Origin of the sequence: Bacillus sp. 204(2023) (assembly GCF_037027505.1) — a bacterium.
Taxonomy (GTDB): domain Bacteria; phylum Bacillota; class Bacilli; order Bacillales; family Bacillaceae; genus Bacillus; species Bacillus subtilis.
The window spans coordinates 154,513-173,480 of record NZ_JAXCHE010000003.1 but is presented as its reverse complement, the minus strand read 5'-3'; the positions used below and the strand labels follow the sequence as shown (position 1 = coordinate 173,480).

General features: G+C 46.1%; 15 protein-coding genes. 7 read left to right on the top strand and 8 right to left on the bottom strand.

The window, feature by feature from the left end; all coding sequences use genetic code 11:
• From nasC to cobA, 4 genes are all read left to right on the top strand, one after another.
• Nucleotides 1-2,133 (top strand): assimilatory nitrate reductase catalytic subunit NasC, encoded by a 2,133-nt coding sequence (nasC, locus tag WA279_RS08175; protein ID WP_336154992.1) that lies wholly within the window; start codon nucleotides 1-3, stop codon nucleotides 2,131-2,133.
• A 120-nt stretch (nucleotides 2,134-2,253) separates the two neighbouring features.
• A complete protein-coding gene (gene nasD, locus WA279_RS08170; RefSeq protein ID WP_336154990.1) occupies nucleotides 2,254-4,671 on the top strand; it encodes an NADPH-nitrite reductase in 2,418 nt (805 codons plus the stop codon).
• Nucleotides 4,672-4,702: 31 nt separating this feature from the next.
• The gene (nirD, locus tag WA279_RS08165) at nucleotides 4,703-5,023 is read left to right on the top strand and encodes a nitrite reductase small subunit NirD (protein ID WP_003246252.1); all 321 of its coding nucleotides are present in this window, start codon (nucleotides 4,703-4,705) and stop codon (nucleotides 5,021-5,023) included.
• Between the two features lie 60 nt (nucleotides 5,024-5,083).
• Nucleotides 5,084-6,535 carry a uroporphyrinogen-III C-methyltransferase gene (cobA, locus tag WA279_RS08160; protein WP_251187282.1) on the top strand — a complete coding sequence of 484 codons (1,452 nt, stop codon included), beginning with the start codon at nucleotides 5,084-5,086 and terminating at the stop codon, nucleotides 6,533-6,535.
• Nucleotides 6,536-6,566: 31 nt separating this feature from the next.
• Here cobA and ffoR read toward each other — a convergent pair whose 3' ends face one another.
• Nucleotides 6,567-7,577, bottom strand: coding sequence for a ferredoxin--NADP(+) reductase (gene ffoR, locus WA279_RS08155; RefSeq protein WP_336154986.1), 1,011 nt, complete (start codon nucleotides 7,575-7,577; stop codon nucleotides 6,567-6,569).
• A gap of 161 nt (nucleotides 7,578-7,738) precedes the next feature.
• Here ffoR and WA279_RS08150 point away from each other — a divergent pair, with 161 nt between their 5' ends.
• The 3 genes from WA279_RS08150 (at nucleotide 7,739) to WA279_RS08140 (ending at nucleotide 10,440) form a co-directional block, all read left to right on the top strand.
• Nucleotides 7,739-8,593 (top strand): alpha/beta fold hydrolase, encoded by an 855-nt coding sequence (locus WA279_RS08150; protein ID WP_335388853.1) that lies wholly within the window; start codon nucleotides 7,739-7,741, stop codon nucleotides 8,591-8,593.
• 100 nt (nucleotides 8,594-8,693) lie between these two features.
• Nucleotides 8,694-9,578: a permease gene (locus WA279_RS08145; protein ID WP_129092924.1), complete on the top strand. Its 885-nt coding sequence runs from the start codon at nucleotides 8,694-8,696 to the stop codon at nucleotides 9,576-9,578.
• Nucleotides 9,579-9,582: 4 nt separating this feature from the next.
• On the top strand, nucleotides 9,583-10,440 hold the full coding sequence (locus tag WA279_RS08140; RefSeq protein ID WP_335388852.1) for a TIGR03943 family putative permease subunit: 858 nt from the start codon (nucleotides 9,583-9,585) through the stop codon (nucleotides 10,438-10,440).
• Between the two features lie 36 nt (nucleotides 10,441-10,476).
• Here the strand turns inward: WA279_RS08140 and putR are convergent, their stop codons facing one another.
• The 7 genes from putR to WA279_RS08105 all read right to left on the bottom strand — a co-directional run bounded on the left by putR (nucleotide 10,477) and on the right by WA279_RS08105 (nucleotide 18,941).
• Nucleotides 10,477-11,712 carry a proline utilization transcriptional regulator PutR gene (gene putR / locus WA279_RS08135; RefSeq protein ID WP_268549894.1) on the bottom strand — a complete coding sequence of 412 codons (1,236 nt, stop codon included), beginning with the start codon at nucleotides 11,710-11,712 and terminating at the stop codon, nucleotides 10,477-10,479.
• Nucleotides 11,713-11,864: 152 nt separating this feature from the next.
• Entirely contained in the window at nucleotides 11,865-13,319 is a 1,455-nt protein-coding gene (gene putP, locus WA279_RS08130; protein ID WP_072173908.1) for a sodium/proline symporter PutP, read from the bottom strand.
• A 90-nt stretch (nucleotides 13,320-13,409) separates the two neighbouring features.
• Complete coding sequence (pruA, locus tag WA279_RS08125) at nucleotides 13,410-14,957, bottom strand: L-glutamate gamma-semialdehyde dehydrogenase (protein ID WP_003234655.1); 1,548 nt, start codon at nucleotides 14,955-14,957, stop codon at nucleotides 13,410-13,412.
• A 16-nt stretch (nucleotides 14,958-14,973) separates the two neighbouring features.
• Nucleotides 14,974-15,885: a proline dehydrogenase PutB gene (gene putB, locus WA279_RS08120; RefSeq protein ID WP_336155218.1), complete on the bottom strand. Its 912-nt coding sequence runs from the start codon at nucleotides 15,883-15,885 to the stop codon at nucleotides 14,974-14,976.
• A 187-nt stretch (nucleotides 15,886-16,072) separates the two neighbouring features.
• Nucleotides 16,073-16,855, bottom strand: coding sequence for a nucleotidyltransferase domain-containing protein (locus WA279_RS08115; protein WP_251187286.1), 783 nt, complete (start codon nucleotides 16,853-16,855; stop codon nucleotides 16,073-16,075).
• A gap of 83 nt (nucleotides 16,856-16,938) precedes the next feature.
• A complete protein-coding gene (cah, locus tag WA279_RS08110) occupies nucleotides 16,939-17,895 on the bottom strand; it encodes a cephalosporin C deacetylase (RefSeq protein ID WP_335388851.1) in 957 nt (318 codons plus the stop codon).
• Nucleotides 17,896-17,966: 71 nt separating this feature from the next.
• Nucleotides 17,967-18,941 (bottom strand): LysR family transcriptional regulator, encoded by a 975-nt coding sequence (locus WA279_RS08105; RefSeq protein WP_335388850.1) that lies wholly within the window; start codon nucleotides 18,939-18,941, stop codon nucleotides 17,967-17,969.
• Nucleotides 18,942-18,968 lie beyond the last annotated feature (27 nt).

Sequence of the window (18,968 nt, the reverse complement as noted above, 5' to 3'; positions counted from 1 at the left end):
TTGACTGAACGACTGCTTAGATATTTCCGTGATAAACAGCAAGACGTCCAATCAGAAAAAACATATGACACCCAATGCCCGTTTTGCAGCATGCAGTGCAAAATGCAGCTCGTGGAACAAACCATCGTCACGCGCAAAAAGTACACTGCGATCGGGATTGATAATCCTACAACACAGGGCCGGCTATGCATGAAGGGCATGAATGCTCACCAGCATGCCTTGAACTCCTCTCGCATCACCCGCCCTCTGCTGAAGAAAAACGGCGAGTTTATCCCTGTTTCCTGGGAAGAAGCATTGAATTACATGAAAGACCAAGTGACAATGATCCAAGCAGAACACGGCCATGATGCCATGGCGGTATACGGAAGCGCCTCGATTACAAATGAAGAGGCGTATTTGTTAGGGAAATTCGCACGGGTGGGCTTACAGACTAAATACATCGACTACAACGGAAGGCTTTGTATGTCCGCCGCAGCAACCGCAGCCAACCAAACATTCGGCGCGGACAGAGGCTTAACGAATCCCTTATCAGACATTCCTCACACCCGTGTGATCATTTTGGCCGGCACCAATATCGCGGAGTGCCAGCCTACGATTATGCCATATTTTGAAAAAGCGAAAGAAAACGGAGCTTACATCATTGCCATTGATCCGCGTGAAACAGCAACAACAAAAATCGCCGATCTTCATCTGAAAATCAAACCCGGCACAGACGCCGCCCTTGCCAACGGTCTCGTCAAAATCATCATTGACGAACAGCTTATAAACGAGGATTTCATTCAATCACGAACAAATGGATTCGAAGAGCTGAAGCAGCATACTGACTCGTTGGACCTGAATGACATCGCCGAACAGACGAGTGTCCCGCTGGTGGATATAAGAAAAGCTGCTGTAAAGTTTGCCAAGGAAACGTCCGGCATGCTGTTTACAGCCCGCGGGATTGAACAGCAAACCGATGGAACAGCGGCTGTGAAAGGCTTCTTAAACATGGTGCTGATCACAGGAAAAATCGGCACACCTTACTCAGGTTACGGGGCGATCACCGGACAAGGCAACGGGCAAGGTGCAAGAGAGCATGGCCAAAAAGCCGATCAGCTTCCGGGCTATCGATCTATTGAAAACGAACAACACCGGGCACATGTTGCGAAAGTGTGGGGAATCCATCAGGATGATCTGCCGCGAAAAGGTGTCTCAGCCTATGAAATGATGGAAAAAATCAATGACGGCGACATCAAAGGATTGTTCCTCATGTGCTCCAATCCTGCTGTCTCCAGTCCAAATGCGAATCTCGTGAAAAAGGCTTTACGTAAACTGACATTCTTTGTTGCAATCGATTTGTTTATTTCTGAGACTGCGAAATACGCAAATGTGATTTTACCCGCCTCCTCTTACTTAGAAGATGAAGGCACCATGACAAATGTAGAAGGACGCGTGACATTAAGAGAAGCAAGCCGGCCATGTCCCGGCGAAGCAAAGCATGATTGGCAGATCATTTGTGATCTCGCATCCGCTCTCGGCAAGGGCCGCTACTTTTCTTATACGTCAGCGGAGGATATTTTTAATGAATTGAGAGAAGCGAGCCGAGGCGGGATTGCCGATTATTCAGGCATCTCATACGACAGGCTCAGACGTGAAGGCGGCATTCATTGGCCGTGTCCAGAATCTGATCATCCCGGAACTGGGCGCTTGTTTACAGAATCATTTGCTCATCCGGATCAAAAAGCGGCATTAAGTGTGATTCCAAACGAACCGCCTGTTCCAAAAGAGAAGCCGACAGCCGATTATCCGCTTTATTTAACGACAGGCAGAGTCATGTCTCACTACTTAACAGGCGTCCAAACAAGAAAAAGCGCCGCCCTTGCCGCGAGACATTTTGAATCGTTTATGGAAATCCATCCGCAAACAGCAGCGACCTACAATATCGAGGACCGTGTACTGGTAAAAATAGAATCGCCGCGGGGAAGCATCACCGTCCGCAGCAAATTATCAGAACAAATCAGAAAAGATACTGTTTTTGTTCCCATCCATTGGGCAGACGCTCAAAATGTGAATGATTTAATCGGAGAAGCCTTAGATCCAGCCTGTAAAATGCCCGGTTTTAAGGTATGCGCCGTCCGAATCAGACCTATTTAAATTTTTCATAAAATTTTTAGAACTTTTCGTATATTTTGTTACATTTTATAACATGTATCTTAAATATTCCTTTTTGCTGTGCTACGCTGGAAAAAACATTGATAAGGAGCGGATCATCTGATGGGAAAAAAACAGCTAGTTCTTGTTGGTAATGGAATGGCCGGGGTAAGGGCCATTGAAGAGATACTGAGTGTTGCTAAAGACGAGTTTCAGATCACAATTTTCGGTGCCGAACCGCATCCCAATTACAACCGAATCCTTTTGTCAAAAGTGCTTCAAGGCGATACAGATATTAAAGATATTACGTTAAACGATTGGGACTGGTACGAAGAAAACAACATTCAATTGTATACAAATGAAACAGTCATCAAAGTGGACACGGAAAACAAAACAGTCATCACAGATGCAGACAGAATCCAGCCTTACGACGAATTGATCCTGGCAACAGGCTCGCTCCCTTTTATCCTTCCGATTCCGGGTGCAGACAAAAAAGGCGTCACAGCTTTCCGGGATATAAAAGATACAGACACAATGCTCGCCGCGTCAAAACAATATAAAAAAGCAGCCGTCATCGGCGGAGGACTTCTTGGTTTGGAAGCAGCTCGCGGACTGCTGAATCTTGGCATGGATGTGTCCGTCATCCACCTTGCCCCATTCCTGATGGAGCGCCAGCTTGATGCAACGGCAGGACGCCTGCTGCAAAACGAGTTAGAAAAACAAGGTATGACCTTTTTACTTGAAAAGCAAACCGAAGAAATTGTCGGTGATGACCGTGTTGAAGGCCTCCGCTTCAAAGATGGCACAAGCATTGAAGCCGATTTAGTCGTCATGGCTGTCGGCATCCGTCCGAATACAACACTCGGCGCCGAGAGCGGCATTCCGGTTAACCGCGGCATCATCGTCAACGATTATATGCAGACTGAAATCCCGCACATTTACGCGGTCGGCGAATGTGCCGAGCACCGAGGAATCGCCTACGGGCTTGTGGCACCGCTCTATGAACAGGCAAAAGTGCTGGCGAAGCATATTTGCGGCATCGAAACAAAACCGTATGAGGGCTCCGTTCTCTCCACACAGTTAAAGGTATCAGGCGTCGAGGTTTTCTCTGCCGGTGACTTTAACGAATCAGAAGAGAAAAAAGCGATTAAAGTCTTCGATGAGCAGGACGGCATCTATAAAAAAATCGTCCTGAGAGGCAATCAAATAGTCGGTGCTGTTTTATTCGGCGACAGCAGCGAAGGCAATCGCCTGTTTTCTATGATTCAAAAAGAAGCCGATATATCTGAAACCTCTAAAATATCAATCTTACAGCCTCTCAGCCAAGAAGCAGGCACAAGCATAACCGCAGCGATGAGCGACGATGAAATCATCTGCGGCTGTAACGGCGTGTCAAAAGGTGCGATTATTCAAGCCATACAGGAAAAGGGCTGCTCGTCAACGGACGAGATCAAAGCATGCACCGGCGCATCCCGCTCATGCGGAGGCTGTAAGCCGCTCGTAGAAGAAATCCTCCAGCATACGCTCGGATCAGACTTTGATGCGTCAGTGCAAAAAGAAGCCATTTGCAGCTGCACCACATTGTCGAGAGATGAAGTCGTAGAAGAAATCAAAGCCAAAGGGCTGTCACATACAAGAGAAGTCATGAATGTGCTCGGCTGGAAAACGCCAGAAGGCTGTTCCAAATGCCGCCCGGCTCTGAACTACTACTTAGGCATGATCAATCCAACCAAATACGAGGATGAACGGACATCCCGCTTTGTTAATGAACGAATGCACGCCAATATTCAAAAAGACGGAACATACTCAGTCGTTCCTCGGATGTACGGCGGCGTGACCAACTCCACAGATTTGCGCAAGATTGCCGATGTCGTTGACAAATATGAGATCCCGCTCGTGAAAATGACAGGCGGCCAGCGAATTGATCTTATCGGCGTGAAAAAAGAAGACCTTCCGAAGGTATGGGAAGATCTTGATATGCCGTCGGGCTACGCGTACGGAAAAACGCTCCGCACAGTGAAAACATGTGTAGGCGAGCAATTCTGCCGCTTCGGCACACAAGACTCCATGGCACTGGGCATTGCGCTTGAGAAAAAATTCGAAGGGCTGAACACGCCGCACAAAGTCAAAATGGCCGTGTCTGCATGCCCGCGAAACTGTGCTGAATCCGGCATTAAGGACCTTGGCGTTGTCGGCATCGACGGAGGCTGGGAGCTTTATGTCGGCGGGAACGGCGGAACCCACTTGCGTGCCGGCGATTTGCTGATGAAGGTGAAAACAAATGAAGAAGTCTTAGAATACGCAGGCGCTTACCTGCAATATTACAGGGAAACCGCAAACTATCTGGAGCGTACGTCCGCATGGCTTGAGCGCGTCGGTTTATCCCATGTCCAATCCGTGTTAAACGATCCGGAAAAGCGGCAGGAGCTGAACGACCGAATGAATGAAACACTCTCTGTCCACAAGGATCCGTGGAAAGACTTTTTAGAGGATAAACAAACCTCGAAAGAATTATTTGAAAATGTCGTGACCACATCATAATGACAAAAACAATCATTGAGGAGGAATGGACATGGTAAACAAAGACGTAACAAAAGTATGTATCGGAAAAATTGAAGAATTGCCTGAACAATTAGGCAAAACAGTGTATATTGAAGATAAGGAGCTCGCGGTTTTCAAGCTTTCAGACGGAAGCATCCGCGCCATCGAAAACCGCTGTCCGCATAAAGGCGGCGTCCTGGCAGAAGGCATCGTCAGCGGTCAATATGTTTTCTGCCCGATGCACGACTGGAAAATTTCCTTAGAAGACGGAATCGTCCAAGAACCTGACCACGGATGCGTCAAAACATATGAAACGCTGATCGAAGGAGAACATGTTTATCTCGTATATTGATCAAAAGACCGGATCACTTTTCTAGTGGTCCTTCATTTTTTACAGTGACGGAAGGATGACATGATCATGAAGAACGGAATCGTATATTTCGTGGGAGCCGGACCCGGCGACCCAGGCCTGCTCACCATCAAAGGAAAACAGGCGCTCGAGGAAGCAGATGTGATTTTATATGACCGGCTCGCCAACCCGAAGCTGCTCGAATTTGCATCACCGGATTGTCAGTTTATTTATTGCGGAAAACTGCCAGACCGCCATTTTATGAAACAAAAAGAAATTAACGCCCTGCTGGTTGAAAAAGCATTAAATGGGTTAACCGTCGTTCGCTTGAAGGGCGGAGATCCGAGCGTATTCGGCAGAGTCGGCGAGGAAGCAGATGCTCTTCATGAGCACGGCATTCGCTATGAAATGGTGCCGGGAATCACCTCTGGAATTGCAGCGCCGCTATATGCGGGCATCCCCGTCACGCATCGGGATTTTGCATCGTCTTTTGCCATGATTACAGCGCATGATAAATCATTAAAAGGCACGCCGAACCTTGACTGGGAAGGGCTTGCCCGAAGCGTTCAAACCCTTGTTTTTTACATGGGTGTCAAGAACTTGTCTTATATTTGCCAGCAGCTTATTTCATACGGGAAATCGCCTTCTGTCCCTGTCATTGTCATCCAATGGGGAACGTGGGGCCGCCAGCGGAGTGTGAAAGGAACACTTGAGAACATCCAGCAAAAAGTGCAGGAACACCAGATTACAAACCCCGCGATTATCGTCATCGGAGACATCGTCAACTTTCAAACACACAGCTGGTTTGAAAGCAAACCGCTTATCGGACGGCATTTGATGGTTGTGACTCATGGCGAAGATGAAGACCCGCTTGCAGACAAGCTGCGCGATTCCGGCGCCGATGTCATCGAGTGGCCGAAATGGCGGACCGAAAACATGCCTGTCAATGAAGACATTCTTCGAAAGATTGGCACCTTTGAAGACGTTTTTTTCACATCGCGCCGGGCGGTTTGTGAATTTTTCAGAGCACTGGCTTCTCAGAAAATCGACATCCGCCAGCTGACAGCCAAACTGAGTGCAGCATCTGAACAAGCAAAGACGGAGCTTGAAAAACGGGGGTTTCTTGTCAACGCCATTCAGCCTGATTCAGAAAAACGTCTTGTTGTCGGGAGCCGCCATGCAGTGGAAAACATGCAAAAGCATGAATCCTGTTCGTTTTATATCACTCATGAAAACGTCATAGATGACCGGTTCACCCACATGATTCAGCGTACCATCAGTGAATCCCCGCTGCACATGGTCATTTGCCCGAACAAGCTGTCCGTGCAGCAATTGATCAATGGTGGCGAACAAATTGGCATTTTGCCGGAACCGTCAGCAAGCCGGCCTCCTATCGTCTGTATAGGCGATGACTCAGCTGCCGGGGCTTATGGATTCACAGCCATCCAAGAACAGGATGAATTATTTGCTTTCATCCAAAATCAACAAGCGGAAAAAAAACTCCTTCACAGCTGATGGCAAACAGCCCTTTCCCCCAAGGGCTGTTTTATTTATGTACCAATTTTTTATGATGGGTGGAATACATCGCCATATTCTCAGCCTTAGGATCCAAATAAGCCTTAGCGCTGTTGACTGCTGTCGGGCCTTCCGTAAAGCCGCCGGCAATTAATCTCAGCTTGCTTTCATAAAAAGCCGCGTCGCCCGCCACAAACACACCCGGAAGATTCGTTCGCATATGTCTGTCAGCTTTCACCCTGCCTTCTTCAATCTCCAGCCCCCACTCCATCATCGGTCCTAGATCAATTTTGAAGCCATGATTAATGATCAGCTCATCAATTTCTATGTCTTCCCTCTGGCTAGACTCAGTATGACAAACGGTCACGCTTTTGATGCCCTCTTCATCTCCGTTCAACTGCTCCAGCCGATAAGGAGTAAGCACCCGCACCGATGATTGCTTCATTTTCGTCACGCTGCTTTCCATTCCGCCGAATTCCTCACGCCGATGAACGACAGTCACAGACGCCGCAATCGGTTCAAGCTCATTAGCCCAATCGACCGCAGTATCTCCGCCGCCTGATATCACCACGCGCTTATCTTTAAACGCATCGAGCTTCTCCACTCCATAATGAAGATTTTTGCCCGCATATCGGGCCGCATCCTCGCTGTCAAACTCATTGACCTCAAGTGTACCCATGCCGCAAGCCAAAATCACAGTTCTTGTATAGTGCTTTTCCCCTTCAGAACCCGTCAGAACAATGGTGCCGTCATCTAGGCGTTCAAACCCGGTCACACGCTGATTCAATACGATATCAGGATCAAACGTTGCCGCCTGCTCCTTCAGCTGCTCGATCAGCCGCTTTCCCGCAATCCCCGGTATGCCGCCGATATCGCGAATGATTTTCTCAGGAAAGAATAAAGACACCTTCCCTCCGAGCTTCGGCAAAAATTCGATTACCTTTGTTTTCAGCTCCCGCATCCCGCAGTAAAAAGCAGTAAACAGCCCAATCGGCCCCCCGCCTATAATCGTAACGTCATATACCTCTTGATTCTCAGCCATCCGTCCTACCTCCCGTTCACATCTATATCAAAGTTTTAATTGAGAATGAATATCAATACAAAGTATATCATATTTCAAGGGCCTTTGTTTATTCATTTCTTGTACCTTGTGGTCAATTGCTGAAAACTCTATAATAGGCAAAAAACAAATGGGAGTAACAGATGAAAAGACGAGTCGAAACGATCACCTTCGAAGGACATACACTAGAATATTCAGTGGCTGGAAAGGGTGCCCCCATCCTTGTCATGCATGGCGGGCATTCAAATTGTTACGAGGAATTCGGATACACAGCGTTGATTGAGCAAGGGTATTCCATCATTACGCCTTCAAGGCCCGGCTATGGACGAACGTCAAAAGAAATTGGAAAAAGTCTTGCCAACGCCTGCCGTTTCTATGTGAAATTATTAGATCATCTACAAATCGATAGTGTTCATGTGATCGCCATCTCAGCAGGAGGGCCGAGCGGCATATGCTTTGCCTCACATTATCCGGAAAGAGTAAATACATTGACCCTGCAATCCGCGGTCACCAAAGAGTGGCTCACCCCAAAAGACACTGAATATAAATTGGGGAGAATTCTCTTCCGCCCGCCGGTGGAAAAGTGGATATGGAAGCTGATTTCTTCCTTGAATAACGCTTTCCCGCGTTTGATGTTTCGAGCGATGAGCCCCCAATTCAGCACGCTTCCATTTCAGCGAATCAAGTCCTTGATGGATGAAAAAGACATAGAAGCATTTCGGAAAATGAACAGCCGGCAGCGCTCGGGTGAAGGGTTTCTGCTAGACTTGTCACAAACCGCCGCTGTCTCTTCAAAAGAGCTGCAAGCCATCATATGTCCGGTGCTGATTATGCAAAGTGGTTATGATGGATTGGTTGACTTGTCACATGCACATCATGCAAAAGAGCACATTCGTGGCGCTTCTCTCTGTTTGCTTCACTCATGGGGGCATCTGATTTGGCTCGGAAAAGAAGCTGCAGAAACAGACAGTATCCTACTCGGCTTTTTGGAATCCTAACTAAAGTGAAACGATCCTTTCCCCTCCTCCGTCAAACAAGCAGTGCCTTTTTTTTCTGGTATCATAAGAAAGGCAGCTTAACATGAGCGGAGGTTTTATTGTGACAGCACAATCATCTTTTCTTCAGCTGAATTCTATTTTTATCAGCATTTTAATAGAAGCCATTCCGTTTATTCTGATTGGCGTCATACTTTCCGGAATCATTCAAATGTTTGTTTCTGAAGAAATGATTGCAAGAATCATGCCGAAAAACCGTTTTCTCGCCGTTTTATTCGGTGCGCTGGCCGGCGTTTTATTTCCCGCCTGCGAATGCGGCATCATCCCGATTACGAGGCGGCTTCTGTTAAAGGGAGTTCCTCTGCATGCGGGCGTTGCTTTCATGCTGACCGCGCCTATCATTAATCCTATCGTTTTATTTTCTACTTATATTGCGTTCGGGAATAGATGGAGCGTGGTCTTTTACAGAGGCGGACTGGCTCTCGCCGTTTCGCTGATCATCGGGGTCATCTTATCCTATCAATTTAAGGATACCCAGCTTTTAAAGCCTGATGAACCCGGGCACCACCATCATCATCACGGCACCTTGCTCCAAAAACTGGGCGGGACCTTGCGGCATGCCATTGATGAATTTTTCTCCGTGGGGAAATATTTAATCATCGGCGCCTTTATCGCAGCCGCTATGCAGACGTATGTCAAAACATCCACTCTGCTTGCGATCGGGCAGAATGATGTATCCTCTTCCCTCGTGATGATGGGACTGGCGTTTGTCTTGTCGCTTTGTTCAGAGGTCGATGCGTTCATCGCGTCTTCCTTCAGCAGCACGTTTTCATTAGGATCGTTAATCGCCTTTCTCGTCTTTGGCGCAATGGTGGATATTAAGAATCTATTGATGATGCTTGCGGCCTTCAAAAAACGATTTGTTTTCCTGCTGATTACATATATTGTCGTGATTGTTTTAGCGGGATCACTACTGGTAAAGGGGTGATTCGGTGTTTCGTCTATTGGTGCTGATGGGATTTACGTTTTTCTTTTATCATCTGCATGCCTCAGGAAATCTAACAAAATATATCAATATGAAATATTCCTATCTTTCCTTTATTGCGATCTTCCTGCTGGCTATTCTGACCGCCGTCCAAGCATATCTATTTATCAAGTCGCCTGAAAAAAGCGGGCATCATCATGACCATGATTGCGGGTGCGGCCATGATCACGAGCATGACCATGAACAAAACAAGCCATTTTTTCAGCGTTATTTGATTTATATTGTTTTTCTATTTCCTTTGGTGTCAGGCATCTTCTTCCCGATTGCAACGCTTGACTCATCCATTGTTAAAACAAAAGGGTTCTCGTTTAAGGCGATGGAGAGCGGAGATCACTACTCCCAAACACAGTATTTGCGGCCTGATGCCAGCCTTTATTACGCGCAAGACAGCTATGACAAACAAATGAAACAGCTGTTTAGTAAGTATTCCAGCAAAAAAGAGATTTCTCTGACCGATGACGATTTCCTAAAAGGAATGGAAACCATCTATAACTATCCGGGTGAATTTCTCGGACGGACGATAGATTTCCATGGATTTGCTTACAAAGGAAACGCAATTAACAAAAATCAGCTGTTCGTATTAAGGTTTGGCATCATTCACTGTATCGCTGATTCCGGCGTGTACGGGATGCTTGTGGAATTTCCGAAGGACATGGACATCAAGGATGATGAATGGATTCACATTAAGGGCACTCTGGCCTCAGAATATTACCAGCCATTCAAGTCAACTCTCCCTGTCGTCAAAGTAACTGACTGGAATACCATTAAAAAACCTGATGATCCGTATGTTTACAGAGGATTTTAAGTGAAGACGAAACCAGTACAAGTACTGGTTTCTTTTTTATTTCTTTTTCATCAGCATCAAATCGAGATAGAGCTGGCACCGCGTTCTGAAATCGCTTAAATCGATCGACGTCATCTCAGTAATCTGTTTGATGCGGTAATTCAATGTATTTTGGTGAATAAACAGCTGTTCTGCCGCTGGTTTTGTTTTGCAGTTGTTGAGGAGATAGATTTCCAAGGTTTTGAGCAGCTCAGTGCTGCTTTCTTCGTCTTTCGCTTTTAATAAAGCTAAATCTTTATTCTCGTATTCTAAAAATTCATTTTTCTGTTCGATGCTTTCTAAATAACGGTAAATGCCGAGTTTGGCATATTCATATGGAATGTTTTCCTGATTGCCGGTGATTTCTGCGGCTTTGATGACTTCAAGTGCTTCTGTGTAGCTCTTGCCAAGTTTTAATAGGTGATTATATTCGTTTCCGATACCGATATAAATAGGGGTAGGTATTTTTTGAAAGTGAAAATGTGTTAACAGCTTGTTAATAAACTCAGAAGCTGCTGAGGAGACGGAGCTTTTTTGGGAAAAACTCGCTACGACGATGACAATATTTGATTCGATCGTTAAGACATGACTGACCTTATCCCGTAAATTCAGGTACGACCTGATATTTTCCTTTAAATCCTCAACCGCTTCCCCATCCCCATTTGCGGCGTGCAGGATCACAACTGAAAACATGGAAGGCAGCACGGTGTTGATCCTTTCAGCTTCCCGTCTGAGTTCCTTCTCAGAGGTAAATTGCTGATAGATCGCCCGTTTGATGAGATCCTCTGCTTTTTCTTCCTTTTCCTGTTTCAATTTATTCGCTTTATAAATGATTTTCCCGACATGGAAGGAGGTCTCGTACAAAAAGTCGAGCTCTTCATCCGTCAGATTTTGGTCCAGCTCCTGAATCCAGATGTAGCCCATGACTTCCCCTTTGTGCTTTGCACTCACGACCACCCTCTGGTTTAACCCGATGCTTTCAATTTTATTGACGCGAAAAGGCTCAGGCTCTGTTTTCAATTTTTCAATAATTCCGTCCTTCAGAAACCTCTCAAAAATCTGGACCGGACACTTTTTCGAAAAAATAGTCTGCTGGTTGGCAGAATCAAAATGGTTAATATAGTAAGAATTATAGGCTAACAAAAAGAAATCCGCGCTTTCCAGTATCACTGGCTTTTGCAGTTCATAGCTAATAAAATCAATCAGCTTATCAACATCTGAAAATGAAAAAACTCTCTCTAAAAGCTCTTCCATACCTTTTTCTCCTATACTTTTTTTACTTTAATCATATCCATACGGGGTCTTTTTGTATAGAAAAAAATACGTTTGTTTCCAAAAGAAAAAAATGGCCGCTTAAAAGGAGAAAAGAGGAAAAAGGGACAGCCCCTTCCTCCTCCTTTCGATCTTTATTGTGACATTGTATCTTGGTAGTCGTTGAACTGGTCTGTGACAGCTTGTGACGGAGCCTGCGTCAATATGCTGACAAAAAAGACAGATAATAGACTCGCAGCAAAACCAGGTATCATTTCATACAGAAAGTCCGAAAGACCGGCATTCGCCCAAATGATTACAGTCGCTGCTCCCACAATCATGCCGGCGAGTGCCCCCCATTTGGTCATTCGTTTCCAAAACAGACTGAGCAGTACAACCGGCCCGAATGATGCACCGAAGCCCGCCCACGCGTAGCTGACCAATCCAAGGATGGTGTTATTTTTCTCCCAAGCCAGAACCAACGCGACAATTGAAACAGCCAGAACAGCCAGACGGCCTAAAAACACCAGTTCTTTATCTGAAGCTGAGCGTCTGAACATCGACTTATACAAATCTTCTACCAGAGAGCTTGATGTCACAAGCAGCTGGGAAGAAATGGTACTCATAATCGCGGCCAAAATCGCTGAAATCAGAAAACCCGTGATAATCGGATGGAACAAGATATTCCCTAATTGAATAAAAATCGTCTCTGGGTCCTTCAGTGTCATGCCGCGCTGATGGTAATAAGCGATTCCGCCCAAACCGGTCAGCACTGCGCCTACTGCAGACAAAATCATCCAGCCCATCCCAATTCTGCGCGCTCTTTTGATCTCTTTTACGGACGTTATCGCCATAAAACGCACAATAATATGCGGCTGGCCAAAGTATCCCAGCCCCCAGGCAAACAAAGAAATAATGCCAAGGACGCTCGTTCCTTTGAAAATATTAAACATATCAGGGTCTACAGAGCGGATTTCAGCAACTGTATCACCTGCTCCTCCTGTGTGGAAAAACGTAACGATCGGCACAAGAATGAGTGCGGCAAACATAATGATCCCCTGAACAAAATCTGTCCAGCTGACTGCCAAAAAGCCGCCAAACAGGGTATATGCCACAACAACACCCGTCACAATCCACAGGCCGGTGTGATAATCCATCCCCAAGATGCTGTTGAATAAAACGCCGCCGGACACCATGCCGGACGATACATAAAACGTGAAAAAGACTAAAATGACAATTCCCGAAAACAGTCTGAGAAGCTTTGTTTGATCTCCAAATCGATTTTCCAGAAATCCGGGAATTGTAATAGAATTCCCCGCTTTTTCAGTATAGGTTCTCAGCCGCGGCGCAACGTAGAGCCAGTTCGCCCATGCTCCAAGGCAAAGTCCGAACACAATCCAAACTCCGCTCAGACCTGTTGAAAACATGGCGCCCGGGAGCCCCATTAGCAGCCAGCCGCTCATATCGGCAGCGCCGGCACTGAGAGCGGTTACTGCCGGACCCAAAGAGCGTCCTCCCAGCATGTAATCCGTCAGATTCGACGTACGCTTGTAAGCAAAGTAGCCGATTAACAGCATTCCCGCCATATAAATACAAATCGAAATAATCAGCTGTGTGTTTTCTATGGCACTTCCTCCTCTTTTTTATAGTATATGGATGAAATGGACACCCCCGCAGGGAGGATGCCCATTTAGTCCCGCTTAGAACATTTCACTGATTGTTTTTGCTTGCATATGCAGAGCCAAGTAATCCGGCCCGCCTGCTTTTGAATCCGTTCCCGACATTTTGAAGCCGCCAAACGGATGGTAGCCGACGATAGCACCTGTACAGTTGCGGTTGAAGTATAGGTTTCCGACATGGAATTCCTGTTTCGCACGCTCGATGTGCTTGCGGTTGTTTGTGATAACCGCGCCTGTCAAACCATATTCAGTATTGTTTGCCACTTCTAAAGCTTCATCAAAGTCTGACACTTTACAAAATGCAACGACAGGTCCGAAAATTTCTTCCTGCATGAGTCTTGCTTTCGGATCAAGGTCAGCGAAGATCGTCGGTTTGATGAAGTATCCTTTCGAATCATCACCAGTACCGCCGCTTACTAAACGCCCTTCCTGTTTTCCGATCTCAATATAGCTCATAATTTTATCATAAGAACCTTGGTCAATGACAGGTCCCATATAAACATCTGCACTGTCAGGTTTAGCTGTTACTTTTGATTCCGTAATTTCAATGACACGCTCTAATACTTGATCATACACTTTTTCATGAACAACTGCACGTGAACCTGCAGAGCATTTTTGTCCCGCAAAGCCGAATGCTGAAGTAAAGATCGATTGAGCCGCTAATTCAATGTCCGCATCCTCATCAACAACAACCGTATCTTTACCGCCCATTTCAGCGATGACACGCTTTAAATGCTGCTGGCCCGGCTGAACCTTCGCCGCGCGTTCGAAAATTCTCGTACCAACTTCTCTTGATCCCGTAAATGTGATAAGGCTTGTTTTCGGATGGTCAACAAGATAGTCGCCTACTTCAGCTCCGCTTCCCGGAACAAAGTTGACTACGCCTTTTGGCAATCCGGACTCTTCAAGCACCTCAACAAATTTTGCTGCAATAACAGGTGTAGCACTCGCAGGTTTCAGAACCACTGTGTTTCCAGTAACGATCGGCGCCACTGTTGTGCCTGCCATGATCGCAAACAAGAAGTTCCAAGGCGGGATCACGACTGTCACTCCAGTCGGCGTGTATACATATTGGTTTTTCTCGCCTTCACGGCTGTTGACCGGTTTGCCTTTTGCCAGTTCGATCATTTGGCGTGCATAATACTCCATGAAGTCAATCGCTTCAGCCGTATCGGCATCCGCCTCGTTCCAAGGCTTTCCTGCTTCTTTCACAAGCAAAGCTGAGAATTCATGTTTTCTTCTGCGGACTTTGGCAGCAGCGCGGAACAGGACAGCCGCTCTCTCTTCAGGAGACGTGTATCTCCACTCTTCAAATGCTTTTGCAGCCGCTTGAATCGCTTGCTCAGCGTGCTCTTGAGAAGCTTTTGACACTCGGCCGACGACTTCTTCTTTATCAGCCGGGTTGATTGAAACGATTTTCGCTTCTGTTTCCACTCTCTCGCCGTTAATGACAAGCGGATAGTCTTTTCCTAAATATTCGCTTACTGTCGCAAGCGCTTTTTTAAACGCTTCCACGTTGTTTTGATCTTGGAAATTTGTGAATGGCTCGTGTTTGTAAGGTGTTGTCATGATAATCTCTCCTTTTTTACTTCTTTGTCATTCCTTTGAAAGCAAATGCAATGTTTGACGGACGTTCTGCAAGGCGTCTCATAAAGTAGCCGTACCAATCCTCGCCGTATGGCAGGTAGACTCTCATGTTATAACCTTCTTTTACGAGGCTGAGCTGGGTTTGCGACCGCATGCCGTACAGCATCTGAAATTCAAACTTGTCATGGGCAATGCCATGTTCCTTGGCAAGCTGCTTTGTAAAGTCGATCATTTTGTCGTCATGTGTGGCAATCGCTGTATAGTGACCGTTTAAGAGCTGCTTTCGGATGATTTTTTTGTAATTTTCATCAACATCGCTTTTCTCCGGGTAAGCTACTTTTTCTGATTCTTTATAAGCTCCTTTTACAAGGCGAAGGAACGGGTTTAAAGAATCCAAATCGTCAATGTCTTTTTCCGTCCGGTACAGATAGGCTTGCAGCACTGTGCTTACGTACTCGTATTTCCTTCTGAAATCTTTGAAAATATCAAGCGTTTTCTGGCATCTGACTTCGTCCTCCATGTCAATGGTGACCATGATTTTATGTTTCTCGGCAGTCTGAAGGATTTTTGTCATATTTTCATACACCAAATCCATATCTATATCCAAACCTAAAGACGTCATTTTTAAAGAAACGTGTGAGTTCAGCTCCTGATCCGCGATGGTCGCAATGGTTTGAATGCACTCTTCCGTACGCTCCCGTGCGACCTCGGGACTGTTCACAAACTCGCCTAAATGATCGACAGTAACTGACAAACCTTGGCTGTTAAGCTGTCGAATGGTCGGGATTGAACTATTAAAGTCATTCCCGCCGATAATTTTACCCGCTGCCACTCTGCTTCCCCAGTTCTTCGCCATTTTATTGAGAAAGCCGCTTTTGGATAAAAATAAGAAAAAATCTCTTGTGATCACTTCCAACCTCAACACCCCGCAATCTAAGAAGTTTTTGTATGAGTTTATTGTAAATGGACAAAACCGGCGTTCACAATATTCTCAAAATACAAAGATTCTGATTATTTTTGTGGTTTTGCCACAATCAGATAGTTAGAAAGTCGGGGGATTCTGTCGAATAAAGGAGAAAAGGAAGCGACAAAAAACATCAGCTTCCTCCATCCTTCCACACTTCTTCAACCGTATTCAAAAGCAAACGGTTCAATTCAGATGTCATATCTTTTTTCTCTGCCTTCAGTTCTTTTGCCGCTTCCATGATTCTTTCAATTTCCGTTTCAATGAATTGGTGAATCACATCGATTCTTGCTTCGAGGTCAAGCTCTTCTCCTCTTTTTTTCCGTGCAAGCAAGGTCTCCATTTCAGCCTTCAGCTCGGGTTCAGCAACAAGTTCATTCATCAAAACAGTAAAGTCCATTGGCGGAATGGTTCCGTGCTTTTCAATCCATTGGCAAGCCAAAATAGGCCGAAGAACGTAGAAGTACTTTTTAATTTTGACCACTTGTCCTTGTAGATAATCCTTGACGTTCCTTCTCGCCATATTGATATAGTGATACACGCTTGCTTCAGGCTTAAATGCCTCCGTGCGCAGTTTTCTTAACTGCTCTGCGGTCGTAAATGCTTCGTAATACACAATGTCTGAGGACAGCCATTCGAGGAGCGGCGGGTTTGATTTTTTGAAGAGGCGCAGCGTCTTTCTCAGCTCCCAGCCGCTGATATCCAGTAAATCGTGAATCGGTTCCTCAATCACATCCCGCTCCTGCTCAATTGAAAAATACCACTCCTTTTTCGGCACATAAATAAAGCGGACGTCGTAATCACTATCCTGCGAGGGAAATCCCCATGCGCGGCTTCCTGACTCGACGGCATACACGATTTTGACTCCGTATGACTGCTCGATCCGTTTTAATTCATCAATGATTCTTTGTTTCATATCTATTCGTCTCCAGTCTGTTCTCATTCCGGCAGTTCGCAGAAAAAAACCGCCTGATGATATGCGGCGGCTTTTCACATTTATCAGCCTTTAAGATGCTGCTTAAAGAAAGCAAGTTTTTCCGTTTGAAAAGCAGGGATATACTCATGTCCGAAGTAGCGGTACACCTTCAGCTCTTTCTCTGTTTCCAAATGATTGTAGGCGGCAAACACGGTGGACGGCGGCGTGACCTTGTCAATCAGGCCGATTGACATCAGGACAGGCACCTTCACTCGGTCAGCGAGATTCATAATATCGAAATATGAAAGTGTCTTCATCGCCTGCACTTCTGTTTCCGGGCTGCCATTTCTTCTGAAGAAGGAATTGATTTCAAGGTACGGCTGTTCAAGCGCCACATCAATGGCCCGTTCAAAGTTGCTTAAATAAGGATAATCGGCAACCGCGGCTTTTGGAATGTCTGACAGCGCTGCTGCGGCAATGGTTAAACCTCCGCCTTGGCTTCCTCCTGTCACACCGATCCTTGTTTCGTCAACCTCGTCGAAGCTGCTGATAACCTCAAGCGCGCGGACGGCGTCCAAATAAACACCGCGGTAATAGTATGTATCTTTATCAAGAATTCCTTTCGTCATCCAGCCCAAAGCGTGACCGTGCGGTGAAATACTCGTATCCTCGCTGCTCTGCTGGCCGCGGACAAGCATGCCGAATGCGGCGTAGCCATGGAGTGCCCAGTTTACCATTTCATGAATCTCACCATCATAGCTTGCATTGTAGCCATGATATTTCACGATCGCCGGATGCGGGCCTTCCTTGTCAGGCACCGCGTACCATCCGGTAATGCGGGCGTTTTCGAAGCTTTTATATGTGAGACGGTACACTTTTACTCCGTCAGCAGGATAGTCAACCGGCTGTAAATCAGGTTCTGCTTGGACTTTTGCAAGTTCCTCCAAAGACATTTTCCAAAACTCAGAAAAATCTTTCGGTGCTGTTTTTTCAGGCTTATATGTTTGCAATTGGTCGAGCGGCAGATCGAATAGTTGCATTTCCGATTATTCCCCTTTGTTTTATAAGATTTAGTTTGTATTCCTATACTACCACGTTTCGGCTTTGTTTTCTAAATATTTTCATCTTTGTTTCCCAGACAGCCTTCATCAAACGTTTGTTTAAGACTTTCCCAGCTTAGTTCCATAAAGGCCTGGGCGGTCAGACTGACATAGCGGTTCTTTAAAAAGACAAAGACGAGGGTTCGTGATGGCGCGGATTGAATCGATAAATAGATCACACCCGGATCTTTATCCCTTCTGACCATATTCGGTGCCATTGTCACACCTAATCCGTTAGCCACAAGAGATTGGGCGGTTTCAATATGGCTTGTCTTAAAGGCAGCATTCGGCTTAAAGCCGCTTTCCGCACAGAGATCGAGAACTGTCCTGCGAAAGCCGAAGCCTTCTTTTAACAGAATAAAGGGCACGTTCCTTACCATGTCAAGCGGCACACACGGCTGGCGTCCCTCATCTTCTTCCAGCGCTTTCTCAATCAGCGCGACCATTTCCGGCGGCATCCACCTTTGTTTTTCCTTCGGCACCGCGAGAACAACCGGTTCCGTGAGCAAGGGTGTAATGGAGAGGCGTTCATCCTCGATCGGCAAGGATAAAACAGAAAGGTCAACTTCTCCCTTTGCCGTCATCTCCTCTAATGAAACCGGATCTTTTTCAACAAGCTGAACCTCCACATGAGGATAGCGCGCCAAAAACTGCTTCAGCAGCGGAGGAAAGAGATATCTCCCTGTTACAGCAGGAATCCCAATGGATAATTTATGACCGATTCCCTGTGATCGCTCCTGCATTTCCCGAAGCAAATCATCTCTGGAACGAATGATGTCCTCGGCTTTTTCAATGAAACGCCTGCCGTGGGGTGTCAATGTAACAGAGCCATGAGATCTGTGAAAAAGGGTAAGCCCCAGCTCAGCCTCAAGCTTTTTGATTTGCTGGCTGAGAGACGGCTGTGCGATATGAAGATGTTCCGCCGCCTTTGTAAAGCTTTGGCGCCTGGCGATTTCCGCTGCATATTCCATCACTTTAATATCCATTTCAGCCTCCATAGGTTGAACCTATCG